12 protein-coding genes are annotated in these 16227 nt (G+C 71.8%); 8 read left to right on the forward strand and 4 right to left on the reverse strand.

Translation table 11 applies throughout. The features are described from left to right. Positions 1-20: 20 nt before the first annotated feature. Positions 21-1553, reverse strand: coding sequence for a glycoside hydrolase family 10-like protein (locus ABD830_RS34900; RefSeq protein WP_344997323.1), 1533 nt, complete (start codon positions 1551-1553; stop codon positions 21-23). Between the two features lie 88 nt (positions 1554-1641). Between ABD830_RS34900 and ABD830_RS34905 the strand changes: the two genes are divergently transcribed. Then, the gene (locus tag ABD830_RS34905; RefSeq protein ID WP_344997325.1) at positions 1642-3078 is read left to right on the forward strand and encodes a glycoside hydrolase family 3 protein; all 1437 of its coding nucleotides are present in this window, start codon (positions 1642-1644) and stop codon (positions 3076-3078) included. Continuing rightward, a complete protein-coding gene (locus tag ABD830_RS34910) occupies positions 3063-3935 on the forward strand; it encodes a MurR/RpiR family transcriptional regulator (protein ID WP_344997327.1) in 873 nt (290 codons plus the stop codon). The genes ABD830_RS34905 and ABD830_RS34910 overlap by 16 nt, the downstream gene beginning before the upstream one ends. Positions 3936-4048: 113 nt before the next feature. Here the strand turns inward: ABD830_RS34910 and ABD830_RS34915 are convergent, their stop codons facing one another. Beyond that, positions 4049-4819 (reverse strand): IclR family transcriptional regulator, encoded by a 771-nt coding sequence (locus tag ABD830_RS34915; RefSeq protein WP_344997329.1) that lies wholly within the window; start codon positions 4817-4819, stop codon positions 4049-4051. Positions 4820-4962: 143 nt separating this feature from the next. Between ABD830_RS34915 and ABD830_RS34920 the strand changes: the two genes are divergently transcribed. Together ABD830_RS34920 and ABD830_RS34925 are read left to right on the forward strand one after the other, a co-directional pair. Then, positions 4963-6549 carry a thiamine pyrophosphate-dependent enzyme gene (locus ABD830_RS34920; protein ID WP_344997331.1) on the forward strand — a complete coding sequence of 529 codons (1587 nt, stop codon included), beginning with the start codon at positions 4963-4965 and terminating at the stop codon, positions 6547-6549. A gap of 10 nt (positions 6550-6559) precedes the next feature. Then, a complete protein-coding gene (locus ABD830_RS34925) occupies positions 6560-8020 on the forward strand; it encodes a benzaldehyde dehydrogenase (protein WP_344997333.1) in 1461 nt (486 codons plus the stop codon). A 59-nt stretch (positions 8021-8079) separates the two neighbouring features. Here ABD830_RS34925 and ABD830_RS34930 read toward each other — a convergent pair whose 3' ends face one another. Beyond that, positions 8080-8928: a bifunctional methylenetetrahydrofolate dehydrogenase/methenyltetrahydrofolate cyclohydrolase gene (locus tag ABD830_RS34930; RefSeq protein ID WP_344997335.1), complete on the reverse strand. Its 849-nt coding sequence runs from the start codon at positions 8926-8928 to the stop codon at positions 8080-8082. Positions 8929-9162: 234 nt separating this feature from the next. Here ABD830_RS34930 and ABD830_RS34935 point away from each other — a divergent pair, with 234 nt between their 5' ends. The 4 genes from ABD830_RS34935 to ABD830_RS34950 are packed head-to-tail and all read left to right on the forward strand — an operon-like array spanning position 9163 to position 15484. Continuing rightward, on the forward strand, positions 9163-13347 hold the full coding sequence (locus ABD830_RS34935; RefSeq protein WP_344997337.1) for a glycoside hydrolase family 38 N-terminal domain-containing protein: 4185 nt from the start codon (positions 9163-9165) through the stop codon (positions 13345-13347). Beyond that, complete coding sequence (locus ABD830_RS34940) at positions 13344-14231, forward strand: DUF7158 domain-containing protein (RefSeq protein WP_344997339.1); 888 nt, start codon at positions 13344-13346, stop codon at positions 14229-14231. Before ABD830_RS34935 ends, ABD830_RS34940 begins: the two co-directional genes overlap by 4 nt. After that, on the forward strand, positions 14231-15157 hold the full coding sequence (locus ABD830_RS34945) for an ROK family protein (RefSeq protein WP_344997341.1): 927 nt from the start codon (positions 14231-14233) through the stop codon (positions 15155-15157). The genes ABD830_RS34940 and ABD830_RS34945 overlap by 1 nt, the downstream gene beginning before the upstream one ends. 60 nt (positions 15158-15217) lie before the next feature. After that, on the forward strand, positions 15218-15484 hold the full coding sequence (locus ABD830_RS34950; protein WP_344997343.1) for a DUF4190 domain-containing protein: 267 nt from the start codon (positions 15218-15220) through the stop codon (positions 15482-15484). A 322-nt stretch (positions 15485-15806) separates the two neighbouring features. Here ABD830_RS34950 and ABD830_RS34955 read toward each other — a convergent pair whose 3' ends face one another. Beyond that, positions 15807-16007, reverse strand: coding sequence for a hypothetical protein (locus ABD830_RS34955; protein WP_344997345.1), 201 nt, complete (start codon positions 16005-16007; stop codon positions 15807-15809). Between the last annotated feature and the right edge of the window lie 220 nt (positions 16008-16227).

Below are 16227 nucleotides of genomic sequence, written 5' to 3' on the forward strand. Positions count from 1 at the left end.
GATCCAGGCGCAGTGCGCTCTCAGATCACCCTGAAGCCGTTGCTCGGCTTGCTGGTCCGGTTGGCCCGGTCCACCGCCACCACGTAGTAGTGGTCGCCGCGCTTCCCGTCGGGGTCCGTCCAGCGGACCTGACGGTCGCCGGGCACGATCGCGACGAGGTTGCGCGCGTCGGCGAACGCCTCCAGGGAGGCGTGCCCGTCGAAGCGGAAGATCGCGAACAGGAACGGCTCCTTCCTGCCGGTGGCCACGGCCCGCACCTCGACCCCGCCGGAGCGGCGCAGCGCGTACGCCAGCACGGGCCGGTGCGGCGGCTCGCCGTCCGCCAGCCTGTGCAGCACGGGAGCGAGCGCCGGCCGCTGGTAGTGGTCGTTGACGGCGGTCGTGATGGAGCCGATCCTGTCGACCTTGACGTCGTTGGCGTTGTACCAGATGTCGCCGCCGACCTCGGGGTGGTCCCGGTTGAGGGTCAGGTGACTGGACAGCTCGCCGGGGGCCTGCCACTGGGCCGCCTGCGCCGGGTCGCCCGCCTTGTAGGCGGCCTGGCCGATCCAGAGCTGGGTGTTCGTGCCGCTCGCCACGTCCGACCACCAGGGGACAAGCTTGGAGTAGTCGGCCGGCGGCTGCCCGATGTACCAGTAGAGCTGCGGCGCGATGTAGTCGAGCCAGCCCTTCTTGACCCAGCCGCGGGTGTCGGCGTGCAGGCCGTCGTACGACTGGCCGCCGCTGGTCTCGGACCCGAGCGGGTCGCTGGCCTTGTTGCGCCAGATGCCCGACGGGCTGATGCCCCACGCGATGTCCGGCTTGGCCTGGAGGACCCGCTGCTGCATCTCCTGGACCATGAGGTCGACGTTGTTGCGCCGCCAGGAGGCCAGGTCGGGGAAGCCGGCGCCGTACTTGGCGAACGCGGCACTGTCGTCGAAGGCCGTGGTGTTGGTCGGGTAGAAGTAGTCGTCGAAGTGCAGGCCGTCGATGTCATAGCGGGTGACCGCGTCCATCATCGCGTCCTGGCAGAACTTCCGCACCTCCGGCAGGCCCGGGTTGTAGTAGAGCTTGCCGCCGAACGGCAGGATCCAGTCGGGGTGCTTGCGCCCGGGGTGGTCGGGGTGCAGCTTGGCGGGGTCGGCCTGCATCGAGACGCGGTACGGGTTGAACCAGGCATGGAAGGCCAGGCCGCGCTTGTGCGTCTCCTCCACGGCGAACCCGAGCGGGTCGTAGCCGGGGTTCTGCCCCTGGGTGCCGGTCAGGTACTGTGACCAGGGCTCGAACGGCGACGGCCAGAACGCGTCCGCGGTCGGCCTGATCTGCACGAACACCGAGTTGAGCTTGCGCTGCTGAGCCACGTCCAGCCAGGCGAGATACTCGGCTTTCTGCTGCTCCGCGGTCAGCCCAGGCTTCGAGGGCCAGTTGATGTTGACCACGGAGGCGATCCACATGCCGCGCATCTGGTGCAGCGGCGGAACGTAGTCCGCCGCCTCTGCTAACGCGGGCAGCGGGACGGCGACGGAGGCGGCGGCGAGCGCGAGACCCTTGAGGAGAGTCCTTCTGCTGGGCATTGGGGGGTGGCCTCTCGAAAGTGGTTGTATCGAAGGCGACGATGACAGAAAATTACCTTCAGATCAACAACCGTGAAGGAAAATGCCGATGAGCGGTGACCTGTCCAGACTGGCGATGACCGTGCTGCATCCAGGGTACGAGGGGGTCTCCACTCCCGACTGGCTGCGGCGCGCCCTGGGCGAAGGTCTCGGCGGGGTCGTCCTGTTCTCCCGCAACGCCATCGACGCACAGCTCGTACGGCACATACGCGCCGAGAACCCGGCGGCCGTCATCGCCATCGACGAGGAGGGCGGCACGGTCACCCGCCTGGAGGTCCAGGACGGCAGCTCCTTTCCCGGCAGCCGGGCGCTGGGCGTGGTGGACGACGTGGCGCTCACCGAGCGGGTGGGCCGCCAGATCGGCAGGATGCTCGCGGAGCTGGACATCACGCTCAACTACGCGCCAGACGCCGACGTGAACTCCAACCCGGCCAACCCGGTCATCGGCGTCCGTTCGTTCGGCCCCTCCCCCGAGCTGGTCTCCCGCCACACGGTCGCGTACGTGAACGGCGTGCAGGGCGCGGGCGTGGCCGCGTGCGCCAAGCACTTCCCCGGCCACGGCGACACGGTCACCGACTCCCACCTGGCGCTGCCGACCGTGCACGCCTCCCGCGAGGTGCTCTTCTCGCGCGACCTCCCGCCGTTCCGGGCCGCGATCGACGCCGGGGTGCGCGCTGTCATGTCGGGCCACCTGCTCATTCCCGCTCTCGATCCGTCGATGCCGGCGACGCTGAGCCGTACCGCGATGACCGAGCTCCTCAGGGGCGAGCTCGGCTTCGACGGCATGCTCGTCACCGACTCGATCGACATGCAGGCGGTGGCCGCCATGTTCGGCCCCGGCGAGATCGCGGTGCGAGCGCTGAACGCGGGCGTGGACGCCATCTGCGTGGGGCAGGGCTCCGAGGAGATCGTGTACGAGATGCGCGACGCGATCGTCGCCGCCGTGCGCTCCGGGGAACTGCCCGAGGAGCGGCTCGCCGAGGCGGCCGCGAGGGTGCTGGCGCTCTCCGAGTGGTACGGCGCGCAGGCGGCGCTGCGCGACAAGGCCAGGGGCGACGTGGACGAGAGCGTGGGCCTGGCGGCGGCCAGGGCGGCGCTGACCACCTCGGGCACCGCCACCCTGGACCGGGCGCCGCTGGTGGTCGAGGTCAACACCCGCTTCAGCAAGGCCGTCGACGCCGCCACGCCGACCGGCATCACGGCGGCGCTCACCGCCCTGCTGCCGAACACGGCACGCCTGCAGCTGGACACCTCGGGAGAGCTGCCGGATCTCGCGAGCGACGAACGGCCGGTCGTGCTGGTGGTGCACGACGCAGCCCGGCACGATTGGGTGCGCTCGACGGTGACCAGGGCCCTGGCGATGCGGCCCGACGCGATCGTGGTGGACACCGGCGTGCCCGCGCCCCCGGGTGCGGCCGTACACGTGGCCACTCACGGGATCTCCCGCGTGTCCGCGCAGGCCGCGGCCGAATGGCTGACTCAGTGACCGCCGAACCCGCCAACCCGGTCGCCGCCGTACGCGCCGTGCTGCCGTCGCTCACGCCGGCGGCGCAGGGCATCGCCCGCATCATCCTGGACGATCCCGGGCTGGTGGTGCGGAGCACGATCACCGAGTTCAGCGCGGTCTCCGGGACGAGCGAGGCCACCATCGTCCGGACCGCCCGCGCGCTGGGCTTCTCGGGGTACTCCCAGATGCGCTTCGCGCTGGCGGCGGCCGTGGCCAAGGAGCCGGAGCGGCTCGTGCCCGGCGACCTCGCGCCCGACGACCCGCTGACGGACGTGATCGCCAAGGTGGCGCGGGCCGAGTCCGAGGCGCTGGCCGACACCGCCGCGCAGCTCGATCCCGATCAGCTGGGCGAGGTGGTCAAGGCGATCTCGCTGGCGCGGCGGGTGGACGTGTACGGGGTCGCGGCCTCCGGGCTTGTGGCGGCGGACATGTCGCAGAAGCTGCTGCGGATCGGGCTGTCGAGCCATCCGTTCAGCGACGCGCACCTGGCTCTGACCAGCGCCGCGCTGCTCCGGGAAGGGGACGTGGCCGTCGCGATCAGCTGCAGCGGTGAGACGCCTGACGTGCTGGTGCCCGCTCGGACGGCCGCCGAGACCGGGGCGTTGATCGTGGCGATCACCAACAACCCGCGGTCCTCGCTGGCCGAGCTGGCGGACCACACGCTGGTGTCGGCGGGCCGGGAGACGGCCTTCCGGCCGGGGGCGCTGGCCAGCCGGATCAGCCAGCTGCTGATCGTGGACTGCATTTTCGTGGGGCTGGCGCAGCGGACGTACGACTCGGCCGACGCCGCCATCCGCGCGACCCGCGAGGCCACGGACCGCTACCGCAACCGCTGACTCTTCCCGCCGTCGGTGGTTGCTGTCCCCCCGGAGGGAGAGGGTGCGGAAGGACGCCACGCCGACGCCAACGTGCCCACCATCAGGGGGACGGGGCGCGGGCAAGAGGCCGGTCAGGCGCGGGCGGCCGACAGGGCCGCGAGGTCGGCTTCGATCTTGGCGGCCGTGGCCAGCAGCGGGGGCAGCAGGTCGCGCCGGGCCGCCTGGAGAGTCGTGCGGCTGGCGTGGGTCGAGACGTTCACCGCGGCCACCGTACGGCCGGACCGGTCGCGGATGGGCGCGGCGATCGAGCGGAGCCCCTCCTCCAGCTCCTGGTCCACCATCGCCCACCCCCGCCCGCGCACCTTGCCCAGCTCCGCGCGCAACGCCGCGGGCAGCACGATCGTGTGGGAGGTGAGCCGGCGCAGCGAGGCGCGCTCCAGATAGGCGTCCAGCGAGTCCGGTGGGAGGGCGGCGAGCAGCACCCGCCCCATCGACGTGCAGTAGGCCGGGAACCGGGTCCCGATACTGATCGTCACGCGCATGATCCGGGCCGTCGCCACCCGGGCCACGTACACGACGTCCTCCCCGTCCAGCACCGCGACCGAGGCCGACTCGTGCACCTCGGCGGCGAGGCGTTCCAGGTGGGGATCGGCGACCTGGGGCAGCGACAGGCTCGACAGGTACGCGTACCCCAGCTCGAGCACCCGGGGCGTGAGCGCGAACAGCCGCCCGTCGCTGCGCACGTATCCCAGGTCCTCGAGCGTGAGCAGGAACCGCCGGGCCGTCGCCCTGCTCAGCCCGGTCGCGCGGGCCACCTGGCTGAGCGTCAGCTCGGGCTCGGCGGCGCTGAAGGCCCGGATCACCGCGAGCCCTCGCGCCAGCGACTGCACGTGATCAGCCATGGTGATCCCCTTGACATGGGCGGGTGAAGGCGTAGGTTCCGCGGTACGGGGCTGTTCGGTCAGAGAATACCTGTGCGCATCGCGAACACATAGGAGTCGCCGTGCGTCGCGCTCCGGCAGATCAAGCAGGAGAGAGGCGAGCGGTGACGACGGTCAGGGACGCCACGTTCGACGTGCTCAGGCGGTACGGGCTGACCACGGTCTTCGGCAACCCCGGCTCGACCGAGGTGACGCTGCTGACCGGGCTGCCGGACGACCTGCGTTTCGTGCTCGCCCTCCACGAGGGTTCGGTCGTGGGCATGGCCACGGGGTGGGCCATCGGGCAGGAGGCGCCCGCGCTGGCCGTCCTGCACACCACGGCGGGGCTGGGTAACGCGGTGGGGGCCGTCGCCACCGCCCGGGTGAACCGGGTGCCGCTCGTCATCCTGGTCGGGCAGCAGGATCGGCGGCATCTGGCGCTGGAGCCGTTCCTGACCGGGCGGATCCACGGGCTGGCCGGGGATTATCCGGTCTGGGTGGATCAGCCGGTACGGGCGCAGGACGTGCCTGGGGCGGTGGCGCGGGCCTTTCACGAGGCGACGACCTTCCACGGGCCCGCGCTGGTGGTGGTGCCGATGGACGACTGGGAGGCGCCCTTCTCAGGGGAGACGGTGGCGGCGCCTGTTCAGGTGATGCGGCCGGTCGCCGTCTCGGACGGGGACCTGGCGCCGCTGGTGGAGCTGCTGTCCGGGGCCCGGTTCCCGGCGATCGTCGCGGGGGCGAGAGCGGGATGGGAGTCGCTGGTCCTGCTGGCCGAGCGGCTCGGGTGTCCGGTGTTCCAGGAGCCGTTCGGCGGTCGTGCCGGGTTCCCGCAGGACCATCCGCAGTACGCCGGGGTGCTGCCGGCCGACCGGGGCCGGCTGCGGGAGGCGCTGGCCCCGCATGACGTGGTGCTGGCCGTGGGGGCGCCGGTGTTCCGGCAGTACCCGTACGCGCCCGGTCCGCTGGTGGCGCCGGGGACGTCGGTCGCTGTGGTCACGGACGACCCGGCCGAGGCGCATCGGAGCCCGGCCGCCCTGGCCTACCTCGCCTCGCCGTCGGCCGTCTGCGCTAGCCTGGCCGCCCTGCTTCCCGCCCGGCATCCGGTGGCGCGGCGTTCTGACGTACCCGACGTTCCCGGTCGGCCGGCGGAAGGGCGGCCGTTGCGGGCGGCGCACGTGCTGAAAGAGCTGGCGCTGCGGCTGCCCGCCGACACCGCGCTGATCGAGGAGACCCCGTCCTCCCGCCCCGACCTGCACCGGCTCGTACCCGCCAGGACCCCGCTCGGCTTCCTGTCGGCGGCCATGGGCGGGCTGGGGTTCGCCGTGCCCGCCGCGGTCGGCCTGCGGATGGCGCTGCCGGAGCGTCCCGTGGTCGCGGTCGTGGGCGACGGGTCGGCGCTCTACGGCGTGCACGCGCTCTGGAGCGCCGCGCACTACCGGGTGGGCGCGCTGTTCGTGGTGCTCGCCAACGGCCGGTACGCGATCATGGACCGGCTGGCCGACAAGCAGGGCGGCAAGGCGCCGTGGCCGCCGTTCACCGAGGTGGACATGCGCGGCCTGGCGCGGTCGCTGGGCTGCCCGGCCAGGCGGGTGGACACCTACGACGAGCTGACGGCGGCGCTGGACGAGGTGCTGCCGACGCTCTCCACCCGCGACGAACCGCTGCTGCTCGACGTGACCGTGACCGTGGACCCGGATTACCAGCCTTAGGAGGCTCACCATGACGTTCCTCGACCCCAAGATCTGGACGGGATCGGTCTTCGACGGCGGATGGACGGCCTCGCGGGCCGGTGACGCCCCGGTCATCGAGCCCGCGACCGGCAATGAGCTCGGGCGCGCGGGCACGGCCGGCGCCGATGACGTGGCGGCGGCGGCCGTACGGGCGCGGCAGGAGCAGCGGGCGTGGGCCGCGACGCCGTACGAGGAGCGGGCGGCGCTGCTGCGGCGGGCCGGGCGGCTGTTCGAGGAGCACGCGCAGGAGATCCAGGAGTGGATCGTCCGCGAGTCCGGCGGCGTGCCGGGCAAGGCCGGGTTCGAGACGCACGTGGCGGCGCAGGAGTGCTACGAGGCGGCGGCGCTGGCCTCACAGCCCCTTGGCGAGGTGCTGCCGACGGCCCGCAAGCGGCTCAGTTTCGCGCGGCGGGTGCCGGTCGGGGTGGTGGGGGTGATCGCGCCGTTCAACTTCCCGCTGATCCTGGGCATCCGGTCGGTCGCTCCGGCGCTCGCTCTGGGGAACGCGGTCGTGTTCAAGCCGGACCAGCGCACGGCCGTCTGCGGCGGGTTCGCGATCGCGCGGGTCTTCGAGGAGGCCGGGCTGCCGGACGGGCTGCTGCACGTGCTGCCCGGCGGTCCCGAGGCCGGTCAGGCGCTGGTCGCCGACCCGAACATCCCCGTGATCTCCTTCACCGGCTCCACCGCCGCCGGGCGCCGGGTCGGCGAGGCCGCGGCGCGCCTGCTCAAGCGGGTCCACCTGGAGCTGGGCGGGAACTCGGCGCTGGTCGTGTTCGACGACGCCGATCTCGGCCCGGCCGCCTCGGCGGGCGCGTGGGCGTCGTTCTTCCACCAGGGGCAGATCTGCATGACCTCGGGGCGGCACCTCGTGCACGAGGCCGTGGCCGAGGAGTACGTCGAGCGCCTGGCCGCCAAGGCCGCGGAGCTACCGGTCGGCGACCCCGCCACCGGGCAGGTCGCGCTCGGGCCGCTCATCGACGCGGGGCAGCGTGACCGGGTGCACCGGCTGGTCACCTCCAGCGTGGAGGCCGGGGCCCGGCTCGCGGCCGGGGGGACGTACGAGGGGCTGTTCTACCGGCCCACGGTGCTGGCGGAGGTGCCGGTGACCGCGCCCGCGTACGCGGAGGAGGTGTTCGGGCCGGTGGCGCCGGTGACGACGTTCTCCACGCTGGAGGAGGCGGCGGCGCTGGCCGCGGACTCCGAGTACGGGCTCTCGCTGGGCATCCTCACCCGCGACGTGATGAAGGGGCTGGCGCTGGCCGACCTGGTGCCGACGGGGATCGTGCACATCAACGACCAGACCGTGGACGACGAGGCCGTGGCGCCGTTCGGCGGGGTGGGGGCCTCGGGGACGGGGGCCCGGTTCGGCGGCACCGGGGCGAACGTGGACGCCTTCACGGAGACGCAGTGGGTCACGATGCAGGGGGACATCGCCGCGTACCCGTTCTGAGGCGTTGCGTGGGGGTGCGGGCGGCGGGGTCCGCCGCCCGCGGAAAGGTGCCGCGTGGCTCAGTGGAGGCGCTCGGCGGCCTCGACCACGTTGGACAGGAGCAGGGCGCGGGTCATGGGGCCGACGCCGCCGGGGTTGGGGGTGAGGAAGCCCGCGACCTCGGCCACGTCCAGCGCGACATCACCGGCGATCTTCCCGTTCACGCGGGAGACCCCCACGTCGAGAACGGCCGCGCCGGGCTTGACCATGTCGCGGGTGATCAGGCCGGGCACGCCTGCCGCCGCCACCACGATGTCCGCCCGGCGAACGTGGCCGGCCAGGTCCTGGGTGCCGGTGTGGCAGAGGGTCACGGTGGCGTTCTCGCTGCGGCGGGTCAGCAGGAGGCCGAGCGAGCGGCCCACCGTGATGCCGCGCCCGACCACGGCCACCTCCGCGCCCTTGATCGGCACGCCGTACTCCTGCAGGAGCAGCACGATGCCGTGCGGGGTGCACGGGAGCGGGGCGTCGACCATGTGGACGAGGCGGCCCAGGTTGACCGGGTGGAGGCCGTCGGCGTCCTTGGCCGGGTCCATGCGCTCGAGCAGGGCCATCGTGTCGAGGTGCTTGGGGAGCGGGAGCTGGACGATGTAGCCGGTGCACTCGGGTGAGGCGTTGAGCTCGTCGACGGCCGCCTCGACCTCGGCCTGGGTGGCGGTCGCCGGAAGGTCGACGCGGATGGAGGCGATGCCCACCTCGGCGCAGTCACGGTGCTTGCCCGCGACGTAGATCTGGCTGCCGGGGTCGTCGCCCACCAGCACGGTGCCCAGGCCGGGCGTGATGCCGCGTTCCTTGAGCGCGGCCACCCGGGCCGTGAGGTCTGCCTTGATCTTGGCGGCGGTCGCCTTGCCGTCGAGTTTCACTGCGCTCATGCCGCAATCCTTCCATGTCCCCCGGCGCCCTCGGCACGCCGCCCGACCGCGTCCGGCGTTCGCCGCGGGTGTTGCGTACGCCGGCCTCCCGGGCGAAGAGTTATCCACAGACGCCAGGCAGCTAGGCCGAGTTATCCACAGGCAATCGTTGACATCGTTGTCATTGATCTTGGAAGGGCTTAGTGTTGCGGGCGCCAGCAACATGCTCAGGAGGTCCCCTTGCCTTGCCGCCTGTTGTCCGCAGAGTCGACCGATCTGTTCGTGGGCTCCCACGACGCGCCCTGCCAGGTGCTGAGAGTCACCGTTGCCGAAGGAGAGCACGAGTCGTCGCTGGAGCTGAGCGGCGAGGGCGTGCGGCTGGCCGAGCCGGTGACCGTGCCCGCGGCCGCCGCCGTCCTCGAGGTGCCCATGGCCGTGTCCGCGCCGTCTGGCAGCACCGTGCCCTGCGTGCTCACGCTGGGCGAGGAGTCGCTGGAGGTCACGGTCACGGCCGAGGAGCCGGGCTGGACCATGTACATGGTGTCCCACTTCCACTACGACCCGGTGTGGTGGAACACGCAGGCGGCCTACACCAGCCCGTGGGAGCTGCTCTCCGGCGACGGCACCACCAGGCCGCTGTGGGAGCGAAACGCGTTCGCGCTGGTCGAGGCCCACATCGAGCTGGCGCTCCGCGACCCCGACTACCGTTTCGTGCTGGCCGAGGTCGACTATCTCAAGCCGTTCTTCGACACCCATCCCGAGCGGCGGGCCGACCTGCGCGCCCTCATGGCCGAGGGCAGGGTCGAGCTGATCGGCGGCACTTACAACGAGCCCAACACCAACCTGACCGGTGCCGAGACGACGATCCGCAACCTCGTCTACGGCATCGGCTACCAGCGCGACATCCTGGGCGGCGATCCGCGCACCGCGTGGCAGCTCGACGTGTTCGGCCACGACCCGCAGTTCCCGGGCTACCTGGCGGCGGCCGGGCTGACCGGCAGCGCGTGGGCGCGCGGCCCCTTCCACCAGTGGGGCCCGATCGGCAAGAACTTCAAGCAGGCCAAGAACGACGCCGCGCTGATGCAGTTCCCGAGCGAGTTCGAGTGGATCTCGCCGTCCGGCCAGGGGGTGCTGACCCACTACATGCCCGGCCACTACTCCGCGGGCTGGTGGATGGACTCCTCGCCGTCCCTGGAGGAGGCCTGCCAGGCGGTCTACGGCCTCTACCGCTCGCTCAAGCCGGTGGCCGCGACCAAGAACATCCTGCTCCCCGTCGGCACCGACTACACCCCGCCCAACAAGTGGGTCACCGACATCCACCGCACGTGGGCGAGCCGCTATGTCTGGCCCAGGTTCGTCTGCGCCACTCCTCGAGACTTCCTCGACGCCGTCCGCGCCGACCTGTCGTCATTCAGCCCCCAGACCCGCGACATGAACCCCGTCTACACCGGCAAGGACGTGTCGTACATCGACACCAAGCAGGCCCAGCGCGCCGCCGAGGTGGCCGCCCTGGACGCCGAGCGGCTGTCGACGTTCGCGAGCCTGCTCGGGCTCGGCCGTTATCCGCACACGGCGCTCGACAAGGTGTGGCGCCAGCTGGCCTACGGCGCGCACCACGACGCGATCACCGGCTCGGAGTCCGACCAGGTCTACATCGACCTGCTGACCGGCTGGCGAGAGGCGTACGACCTGGCCACGACCGCCCGGGACAACGCACTCAGCGCCCTGACGGGCCGGATCGGCGTGGACGCGGCGAGCGTGGTGGTGACCAACACGCTCCCCTTCGCCCGCGACGGCCTGGTCCGCGTGCGCCTGCCGGCCGGGCAGACCCTGGCCGATCCCTCGGGCGCCCATGTCCCCGCCGTCCGGGAGCACGGCACGCTGACGTTCCTGGCCCGCGACGTTCCGTCCATGGGCTGGCGTACGTACCGGATCGTGAACGGCTCCGCCGCCACCTGGCACCCGACCGCCGACCCGACCGGTGGCCCGATCACCATCGAGAACGACCGATGGCAGGTCACGGCCGATCCCGCCCGAGGCGGCGCGCTGACCTCGATCCTCGACCGATCCACGGGGCGCGAACTCCTCACCGGGCCCGGCAACGAGCTCCGCCTGTACGACGAATACCCCCAGCACCCGGACATGGGCGAGGGCCCCTGGCACCTCATCCCCACGGGCCGGGTCGTGGGCTCCGCGGACACGCACGCCGCGACCGCACGCGCCGACGCCGGCCCGACAGGCCGGCGCCTGACCGTCACCGGGCAGGTCGGCGAGATCGCCTACGAGCAGACCGTCACCTTGCCGGCCGGCTCCGACCGGATCGAGTTCACCACCCGCGTGCTCGACCACACCGGCGCCGACCGCCTGCTCCGCGTCCGCTTCCCGGCCCACGTGGAAGGGGCGCTGCCGGTGTCCGACGTCTCGGGCGCCGTGGTGGGGCGCGGCTTCGCGCTCCCCGACGTGGACTCGGCCGAGCACCCGTGGACGCTCGACAACCCGGCCAACACCTGGTTCGGCCTGTCGGCCACGGCGAAGGTCGACCTCGGCGAAGCGGGCGCCCGCGCGTTGGGCGTGGCCGAGGTCGTGGTGCCCACCCTGGAGGACGCCCCGGAGGCCCGTGACCTGGTGGTGGCCCTGGCCCGCGTGGGCGTGACCGCCACCACGTCCTCCGCCCCAGGCACGAGGTACGGCTGGCTCGACGTCGACTCTAACCTTCCGGACGTACGCATCGTCCTCGGCGGCCCCGACACCAATCCGCTGGCCGCCGAGATCCTCTCCCGGGCGGACCCGGTCTACCTGGACGCCCTGAAGTCCGGCGAGTCCCGGGTGTGGATCCCGGCCGAACACCCGCTCCCGGCGGTCTGGCAACCGAGCGCCGACCTACGTGACGTACGCGCCCTCCCGGCCCTGATCGTCGCAGGCCCGATCGCCGACCTCGTGACGGACCTGGACGACGCGACGATCGAAGCGGTGTGCCCCCTGGGCACGGAGCACCTCGACGACCGCACGGTCGCCCTGCTCGCCTACGGCCTGCCCGGCTTCGCGGTCGACCCATCGGGCGCGCTGCACCTGTCGTTGATGCGCTCCTGCACGGGCTGGCCGTCCGGCATCTGGCTGGACCCACCTCACCGCACGACGCCGGACGGCTCGGGCTTCCAGCTCCAGCACTGGACGCACGAGTTCTCGTACGCCCTGGTCGGCGGCGAGGGCGACTGGCGAGCCCAGCGACTCCCCGCCAGGGCTCAGGAGCACATCACTCCTCTGCTCCCCCGCACCCTCACGACGCCCCAGGCCGGCGACCTCCCCCAGACCCACTCCCTCCTGACCATCACCCCCGCCCGGGACGTCCTCCTGGGCACCCTCAAAGCCACCGGCAATCCCCACGCCCACGGCCACACCACCGGGCCCGACCAAGGCGTGACGATCCGCCTGGTCGAAGCCACCGGCCTGGGGTCCACAGCGGAGATCAGCTCCCCGCTCCTCCCTCTGCACTCCTTGACGCACTCCAACCTTCTGGAGCACCGCGGCGCCCCGGTCACGAGCCTCCGTCTGACCGGCTCCGAGATCGCCACCTACCTGACCACCACAGACGGGGGCACTCCGATGGAATCCGGCACCGCGCCTCCCGAGCTCGGCCCCACCGCGGAGCAGGCCCAGCCGGTCTTCACCCGCTACTGGCTCCACAACAAGGGCCCGGCTCCGCTCGGCTACCTGCCGATCTCTCTTGCGATCAGTCCCGGCCTGGTCACGCCGTCGGGCGAAGAGCCCTTCGAGGTGGACGTGGTGCTCTCCTCCCACCTGACGAACGATGCCCACGAGGGCCTGGTCACCCTCCACGTCCCGGAAGGCTGGACCGCCTCCCCGGCCCAACGCGCCTTCCGTCTGCCGCCGGGCGGCCACCTCCGCTTCCCGGTCACGGTGACTCCGTCGGCCTCTTCCGGAAACGCCCACCCTGCCACGGGCCTGCACTTCGTCTCCGCCCGGACCTCGGCAGGCGGCCAGGTCATCGAAGACGTCACCACAGTGGCACTCAACCCCACCCCCGAGCTTCCGAGCCAGGGCACACCCGATGCCTCCACCAGGGCCGACCGCGGCACCAAGTCCGCCGAGGGCCGCCCCACAGGGCTGTCCGTCTCCCCCGTCACCGACGCCCTCGCTCTCCGTACCGGCACCAGCACCTCCCTCGTCCTGAGGCTCACCAACACCACCTCCGATGAGATCCGCGGCGAGTCCCAGCTCGCCTCGCCCTGGGGGACGTGGCACCTGCTCCCCGAGGTCATCCAGGGCTTCACGGTCGCAGCAGGCGAAACGGTGGACGTGTCGTTCCGGGTGGAGGTCCCCGAGGACGCGCCTGAAGGCCACGCCTGGGCCCTGGCCAAGGTCATGTGGTTCGGCCGCTGCCAGTACAGCCCGGCGATCCGACTGGAGGTGACCCGATGACGACCCGCGTGCAGCGTCTGGAAGGCGGCCGGGCTTGGGGCGGGCCGGTGGCGGAGGGCGTGCGTCCGGCTGCCACGGGGGCGGCCTCGGCGCCCGGCATCGGGGCGGTGGCCGGGTGGGTCGACGGCCGTCCGATCCCCCGCGAGCGGCTCGAACGACGCCTCGCCGACCTGCGCGACGGTCCCTTCCGCGCGACGCTGCCCGTGCCCGGCAGCTCGGAAGACCGTCAACTCGCCAGATGGCTGACCCAGGTCATCCTCACGGAGGCGCTGTGCGAAGCGGTGGCAGCGGATCTGGGGCTCGATCCGGTGGAGGCCGAGCCGTTCGACGGCGTGGCGGCCGTCGAACTGGGCTCCATCAACACCGCCGCGTACAACGGCAATCCGTGGGTGCGTGCCGTGTTCGAGCACGTCACCGCCGATGTGGCAGCCCCACCGGAATGGCGGTCCATCGCCCGCGTCGAGCGTTCCCCGCAGTACCTCATCCGGCACCGCCTCTTCCCGGATCAGTCGAGCGCCCAGCGCGCGACGCCCGACGCCCTCGACCCGCTCGGCCCGGCGGCCTCGCTCGACTTCCTTCCTACGGCGATAGCCGAAGCGCTCCAGCGCCATCCACACGGCACTCTGGTAGGCCCCGTACAGGATGCCTTGGGCTGGCATGTCGCCATCGTCACCCCCGTCAAAGAGCGAGGAGCCGCCCTTCGGCCACCACCAACCGCCATCCCACCCCGGCAAGACCGGAGTGGAGCGACGCTGCTGGATGCCGCGCGGCGGAGGGCCTTCGCGCGCCGGCTGGATGACATGCGCGCCAAGAAGGTCGAACTCGTGCCCGGACTCGAACACCCTGGCGATCCCCGCCAGCCCGACAACCACCACAAACATTGATGAACTACGTACTTGCCATTGACATCGGAGGAACCAAGCTCGCCGCCGCACTGGTGGACGAAGAGGGTTCCGTATTGCGTTCCGGTACGCGGCCCACGCCACGTACGGACGTCATGTCCGCCCTGACCGCGCTCATCGCGGAAGTGACCGAGGACGGCCCGCCACCGGAGGCCGTCGGGATCGGCTGCGCCGGACCGCTGGATCTGACCGCCGGGACGGTGAGCCCGGTGAACATGCCCAGTTGGCGCGGCTTCCCCCTGCGCGAGGAGGTGCGGAGGCTGACGGGGCTGCCCACCGTCCTCGCGGGCGACGCGCAGTGCTTCGCACTCGGGGAGCACTGGCTGGGGGCGGGCCGAGACAGCAGCTCGCTGCTCGGGATCGTGGTGTCCACCGGGATCGGCGGCGGGCTGGTGATCGACGGCAGGCCGCTGCTGGGGACGACCGGGAACGCGGGGCACGTCGGTCACATGTCCATCGATCCCTATGGCGAGCGGTGCGAGTGTGGCGGCCGGGGCTGCGTCGAGCGCTACTCCAGCGGCCCCAACCTCGCCCGCTGGGCCCTCGACAACGGCTGGTCGCCCTCCTCAGGCCAAGCGGATGAGAAGGCGGACGCGCGAGCACTCGCCAGAGACGCCGCAGCAGGCGATCCGATCGCGGTGGCGGCGTTCGAACGCGGCGCGCGGGCGCTGGCCGGGATGATCGCCTCCACGGCGGCCGCAGTAGAGATCACCACGGTGGTCGTCGGTGGTGGCGTGTCGGCGGCGGGAAAGGTGCTGTTCGACCCGCTGGAGCGCATGCTTGACGACGTATCAGGGCTGGCGTTCGTCCGGGCGGTACGCGTCCACCAGAGCACCCTGGGCGTGCACGCGGCCCTGGCGGGAGCGGCCCGGTTAGCCTGGCAGCGCACGCCGGCGGCCCCCTGGTGATGTGACCGGACGGCGGGGCCCGCGACCTCGTGCACCCCGCCGCCGACGTCGGGCGTCGCCGTGACCAGCCTCATCTTCGGGATCATCGGACTCTTCGGGAGCTGGTGCCTGTTCGGCTTCCCGTCCATCGTGGCCGTCGTCCTGGGCCATGTGGCCACCACGAAGACCAAACGTGGCCTCAGGGCCGGGCACGGCCTGGCGGTGGGCGGACTCGTCCTCGGATACATCGTGCTCGTTCCGGCACTCATCGTCTCCGGGGTCATCCTCACGCACCCGGTGACGCTGGCTCAATGGCTCAACGACTTTTTCGATGGTTTGTCTGGCTGACGAGCCCTATGGAGCCTTTCGGCCACCGCTACTCCTAAAGATCAATTTCTTCCCCATGCGGGATCCATGCAGGATCCATGCGCACGGCTGCCACGCTGCTGCCAAATCCCATCTCAGAGATTGGCTGATGCGGCGATGAGGCCACGACTCAAAGGCATCGCCTGGGAGCGGGTCGGGGATGTGCTGCGGTTGGTGTACGACCCACGCGACCAGCTGATTCTGACCGACCCCGACGGGACGGTGGAGAGGTGAACCCGGGCGTCAGCGCGTGCCGCGCCTGCGCCGGGCCGGCGGACTCCTCTGAGGGTGCGGTCCCCGTAAGTTACTCGCGCTCGAGGGCCTGCGCTTCGCGGCGCTCGATGATCCGGCGGGTGAACGGGATGATCTCGACGACGCGGCTGCCGAGATAGGCACCGATGAAGGCGAGCACCAGGAGGACGGCGGGGCTGGTGGCGATGCCGTTCATGGTGACGAATGCGCGCAGGATCGGCTCGAGCAAGGCGAACTCCGTGAGGATCGGCAAGATGGGGGAGCATCAGGCTAACCGCATCCCGCGGATGCTCGGCCCCGAAACCGGACACGGCACGCCCAGGGATGCCCGCGTCCGGTGGTCCGAGTCCACGCCGACGGGCCACTCGTCCTCAGGCGGTCTCCGCAGCGGGCAGCCCGGCCGCCCCTGTAACCGGCGGCTCGGCCGTCACGCAGCCGGCGGCCCTGATCCCATGTGATGGGTGGGCCGAGAG

The organism is Nonomuraea helvata, from assembly GCF_039535785.1.
Lineage (GTDB): Bacteria > Actinomycetota > Actinomycetes > Streptosporangiales > Streptosporangiaceae > Nonomuraea > Nonomuraea helvata.